The organism is uncultured Altibacter sp. (genome assembly GCF_963972995.1).
Lineage (GTDB): Bacteria > Bacteroidota > Bacteroidia > Flavobacteriales > Flavobacteriaceae > Altibacter.
The window spans coordinates 1-4,307 of sequence record NZ_CAXAXI010000057.1; the positions used below are offsets into that span (position 1 = coordinate 1).

At 42.3% G+C, this 4,307-nt stretch carries 6 protein-coding genes; 1 reads left to right on the plus strand and 5 read right to left on the minus strand.

Going from position 1 to position 4,307, the window contains the following annotated elements:
- Together AACZ11_RS12940 and AACZ11_RS12945 are read right to left on the minus strand one after the other, a co-directional pair.
- Nucleotides 1-1,197: DUF819 family protein (locus tag AACZ11_RS12940; protein ID WP_339832734.1), on the minus strand; the 1,197-nt coding region annotated here is incomplete at its 3' end.
- A gap of 42 nt (nt 1,198-1,239) precedes the next feature.
- Nucleotides 1,240-2,169 carry an alpha/beta hydrolase gene (locus AACZ11_RS12945; RefSeq protein ID WP_339832736.1) on the minus strand — a complete coding sequence of 310 codons (930 nt, stop codon included), beginning with the start codon at nt 2,167-2,169 and terminating at the stop codon, nt 1,240-1,242.
- Between the two features lie 79 nt (nt 2,170-2,248).
- Here AACZ11_RS12945 and AACZ11_RS12950 point away from each other — a divergent pair, with 79 nt between their 5' ends.
- Nucleotides 2,249-3,022 (plus strand): S1/P1 nuclease, encoded by a 774-nt coding sequence (locus AACZ11_RS12950; protein ID WP_339832738.1) that lies wholly within the window; start codon nt 2,249-2,251, stop codon nt 3,020-3,022.
- Between the two features lie 14 nt (nt 3,023-3,036).
- On the opposite strand, the gene AACZ11_RS12955 is transcribed toward AACZ11_RS12950, so the two are convergent.
- The 3 genes from AACZ11_RS12955 to AACZ11_RS12965 are packed head-to-tail and all read right to left on the minus strand — an operon-like array spanning nt 3,037 to nt 4,212.
- Nucleotides 3,037-3,648 (minus strand): alpha-ketoglutarate-dependent dioxygenase AlkB, encoded by a 612-nt coding sequence (locus tag AACZ11_RS12955; protein WP_339832740.1) that lies wholly within the window; start codon nt 3,646-3,648, stop codon nt 3,037-3,039.
- A gap of 1 nt (nt 3,649) precedes the next feature.
- A complete protein-coding gene (locus tag AACZ11_RS12960) occupies nt 3,650-4,000 on the minus strand; it encodes a MauE/DoxX family redox-associated membrane protein (protein ID WP_339832742.1) in 351 nt (116 codons plus the stop codon).
- Nucleotides 4,000-4,212: a hypothetical protein gene (locus tag AACZ11_RS12965; RefSeq protein WP_339832744.1), complete on the minus strand. Its 213-nt coding sequence runs from the start codon at nt 4,210-4,212 to the stop codon at nt 4,000-4,002. Before AACZ11_RS12965 ends, AACZ11_RS12960 begins: the two co-directional genes overlap by 1 nt.
- Nucleotides 4,213-4,307: the final 95 nt, after the last annotated feature.

Sequence of the window (4,307 nt, forward strand, 5' to 3'; positions counted from 1 at the left end):
GGCACCACCTACATTGGCTTGGCTTCCCACTGCCAAGAAGAAGTAGGGTGCACGTATGAGTTTAGCTACCAAAATAAGCAATCCGGCGTGAATGAGCATCCAAACCAATCCTATAAGGATAAGCCATAAATTGTCAAATATAAGAGTTAGGTCCATCTTCATTCCAATACTGGCAACGAGAATATAAATAAAGACACTCCCAAATTTACTGGCACCCGCTCCCTCGTACCTACGTGCTTTAGTATACGAGAGAAGCACTCCAATGATGGTGGTAATACTGATCATCCAAAAGAAACTAGAATCTAGAAAGGTAAAGATATTACGCGTAATTCCTTTGGGTATTCCGGCCACAATGTCGGTAAAAAACGCACTTAGATAATCTGCGCCAAAATGAGCAAAGCTCACAGTGCCAAAGGCAATGGCAGCCAAGATCATCAAATCGGTAAGAGACGGGTTGCGTTCTACTTTTTTAGAATAGGAAGAAACTTTTTCCTTCAAATTTTCAATAGCCGTCGTATCGGCTTTGAGCCATCGGTCGATCTTTGTCGATTTTCCAATACCTATAAGGATGATCGCCATCCAGATGTTGGCCACAACAATATCTACAAATACCATCCCGCCGTACAGCGCCTGATTATACCCGTAGATCTCGAGCATGGCAGTTTGGTTGGCACCACCGCCTATCCAACTTCCAGCTAAGGTCGATAGCCCGCGCCAGACCGCATCTGCTCCCTCGCCGCCTACCGCTTCAGGGGAGATGGTTCCCACGATGAGGACAGCGACCGGACCTCCTAAGATAATACCGGCGGTCCCGGTTAAAAATAATATCAAAGCTTTCGGCCCAAGATTAAATACCCCTTTGAGGTCGATACTCAGGGTCATTAGAACCAAGGCTGCAGGCAGCAAATATCGGCTCGACATATAGTATAGGCTTGACGCACTCTCTGTTGTTTCGCCTGTTTCAGAAACTGAAACCCATTCCGGAGCGATCACTCCAAAGGTGGTAAGCAAAGCAGGAATGAAATATGCCATGAACAAGGCTGGAACCACTTTATAAAAGGTGTTCCAAAAACCTTTTTCTTGGTGTGAAGTATAGAAAATGATCCCCAGGGCGATCATCAATATCCCAAAAACTATGGTATCATTGGTGAATAAAGGTGTAGTGTCCTTGATAAGTTCGGTGGTTGGATCTTGCATGTGCTGTGTTTTGCCGCAAAATACAATTTATTAAGGAAATGATTACTGTTTTACGAAATTGGAAACTATTTCAATAAGTTCCGGCATAACAGGACGATTGAACTCGTTATACGATTTCTGGTTTTCAAGGTCATCTCCTTCTATCTTCTTAAATATATGATTCATCTTTGGGATAATGACCAGTTGTGCATCCGGTTTTGCAGCGTGTAATTTTTCTGCTTCGGAAACTTGAACCTGAATATCTTTATCACCATTAATTATGAGCACAGGAATATCAAGCTTTACGATCTCGTCCTGTGGGTTGTACTGCATCCAATCGAAAATAAAAGGTTGTATGGCAGGACGAAACACAGAAGCAAGTAAAGGATTGTAATTAGTAGCTATACCGTTTACGCGCAGATCGTCGAAGGCTGTGCGTGCATTATCTTTCAGTGCCGGATTTTGCTTCGCAATTTGATCCACGATCACGTCGTCTATCTCTTGTCCTGCTCCTGCCAGCGAAATAAAACCGTCTGCGCCGTTTTGCGCGGCGACCATTCCAACAAGAGATCCTTGACTGTGACCGGCAATAAATACAGACGAGAACCGAGCATCGTTTTCGAAATACGCAAGTACCGAATTGGCATCTTCAATAAAATGAGCAAAACGAATCTTTTTTTCGTCCATGGCGCCCATCTTCATAATCTTTACCAAACGTTTGTCATATCTAAATGTGGCGATGTTGTTGGCATATAATCCTTCAGCCAAAAAACGCAAAGAATTGTTCTTGGATAGCCCTTGATTGCCATTTCGATCTACAGGACCCGAACCTCCCAACAAAATTACAAGGGGGATAGGGTCACTGCTTTCCGGTAATAATAAGGTGCCTTCTACAAGAGGAGGAATGCTTATTTCCTCACTTATATAAGTTACCTCTTGACTAAAAGCATTACCTGAGATAAGGATGGTAAGGAGGATGACGAGCTTTTTCATGTTTATTTTTTACTTTTTTGAACTCTAAAATTACCATTAAATTGTTTAGGGAGGTATCTTTGTGCTAAATTGTTGTGTTATGAGACCGTGGTTTATTCTAAGTATATTTCTTATTGTTGCTTTTACCTCTTCTGCAGCAGATTGGGGCCGCACCGGACATCGAGCCACTGGGGAGATCGCACAGGAATATCTTACTAAAAAAGCGAAACGTGCGATCGAAGCATTATTGGACGGGAAATCCTTGGCTTTGGTCTCTACTTATGCCGATGAGATTAAAAGCGATGCAGCGTATAAGGAATATGCACCTTGGCATTATGTGAACTTTCCATTTAACAGTTCGTACGATACACACCCAAAAAGCGAGAAGGGTGATCTTTATATGGCGATCCTAAAATGTGTGGAAATTCTCAAAGATGCTAAGACCACCAAGGATCAAAAGGCTTTTCATCTTAAATTATTGGTTCATTTTATAGGGGACCTCCATCAACCCTTGCATGTAGGGATTGCCGATGATCGTGGCGGGAATCAATTTCAGGTACGTTGGTTCGGTGAGGGGACCAACCTGCATTCGGTTTGGGACGAAAAGATTATAGATAGTTATGAAATGTCTTATTCCGAGCTAGCAGAAAACACCAAGCATTTATCTAAGGTCGAGATAAAACAAATTCGCAGCGGTACAGTAATGGATTGGATGAACGAAAGCCGAAAACTTTGTATACAGATCTATGATACGACTACGGTCGGAGAAGATCTTGGATACGGCTATATGTATCAATACACAACTGTGGTACGTCAGCAGCTTCAAAAGGGAGGAATTCGTTTAAGTGTACTCCTCAATGACATCTTTGGATAATCGCAGCTCTTTTTCTAACTAATTTTTCTGAACGTAAGATTGACCCTCGGAGCGATTACTTTTTTTGTCTTCGGAATTTGATGCTGCCAATAGCGCTGCGTGGTCCCCTTCATGATCAAAAGGCTTCCGGGCTCCAAAAGTATTTTTTGTTTTAACTCTTTCTGAAACCTATGCCGAAGATGAAACATTCTGGGGGCTCCCAGACTCACCGAAGCGATCACGGGATCAGTTCCCAATTCTTTTTCATCGTCGCTATGCCAACCATTGCTGTCCTTGCCATCACGATATAAGTTAAGCAGTACGGTTGTGAAGGTGCTACCACTTACGGTTTCGACCTTCGTCTTCAGGTTTTGTAGGCCTTCTGAAAAAGGTTTCGGATGCATCGTAATATTTGAATAGGTGTAGCTCTTGCCGTGCTCACCATACAGAGCCGTTAAGCGCGGTTGCGGATATGTCTTTCCGAAAACCGTGATGTCGTCTTGGATCCAGTCGGTCTCATGAATTAATTTATTAAAATATTCTGAAGCTTCTTCCGAAGAAAGAAAATCGGGATGATACCAAATATCTGCATCGGGTAACGGAAACTGCACACCGTGATATTCCTTTTCTGAAGCAAAAAGATCCATGCTACACATATTGATAAGCCCAATACATCAACGCGAACTGTAACGGAATGCGCAACCACAGAACCCATTTTGGAAGTTTTAAGGCGGCTTTCTCATTTTGAAGCATGTGTATATGTACAGACAAAAATATGATAAGCATGACTATAATGCTCCATGCAGCATACGTTTGTGTATCTCGATTTAATAACATTAAGCCTAGAACCATTTCAGCGATACCACTTAACAATACCATGGTCGAAGTCGCCGGTATGTATGGAGGCATGATGCGTTCGTATATTTTCGGACTGCGAAAGTGATTGAAACCTGCGAGTAGCATTAGCAACCCTAATATGTATTGATGCCAAGGTAACATTAATGCTCTTCTTTTGGCAGATTCGAATCGTTTGGAGGTACTAGGGAATCTTTATTTGCCTCTTCCTGAAGCAACGAATCCAATGAAGGGGCACCGTCACCAATACCGCCGTCTGCTTCTACGGGAATCATTACCTCGTCGTCTTTCTTCTTTTTATCCGTACAGGATGCTACGACTATAAGGATAAGAAGTGCTAGAATTTTTATTTTCATAGTATGAATTTTCTGTTTCAAAAATACTCTTTTATGATCAAAAAACCCCCGCTCTTTCGAGAAGGGGTTTTCTTTTGGTTGGTTATTATATAAGC

What these genes read in the sequence shown, in the direction of transcription:
- AACZ11_RS12960 (WP_339832742.1), bottom strand. Translation starts at nt 4,000, where the DNA reads ATGTTACCTTGGCATCAATACATATTAGGGTTGCTAATGCTACTCGCA.
- AACZ11_RS12965 (WP_339832744.1), bottom strand. Translation starts at nt 4,212, where the DNA reads ATGAAAATAAAAATTCTAGCACTTCTTATCCTTATAGTCGTAGCATCC.
- AACZ11_RS12955 (WP_339832740.1), bottom strand. Translation starts at nt 3,648, where the DNA reads ATGGATCTTTTTGCTTCAGAAAAGGAATATCACGGTGTGCAGTTTCCG.
- AACZ11_RS12945 (WP_339832736.1), bottom strand. Translation starts at nt 2,169, where the DNA reads ATGAAAAAGCTCGTCATCCTCCTTACCATCCTTATCTCAGGTAATGCT.
- AACZ11_RS12950 (WP_339832738.1), top strand. Translation starts at nt 2,249, where the DNA reads ATGAGACCGTGGTTTATTCTAAGTATATTTCTTATTGTTGCTTTTACC.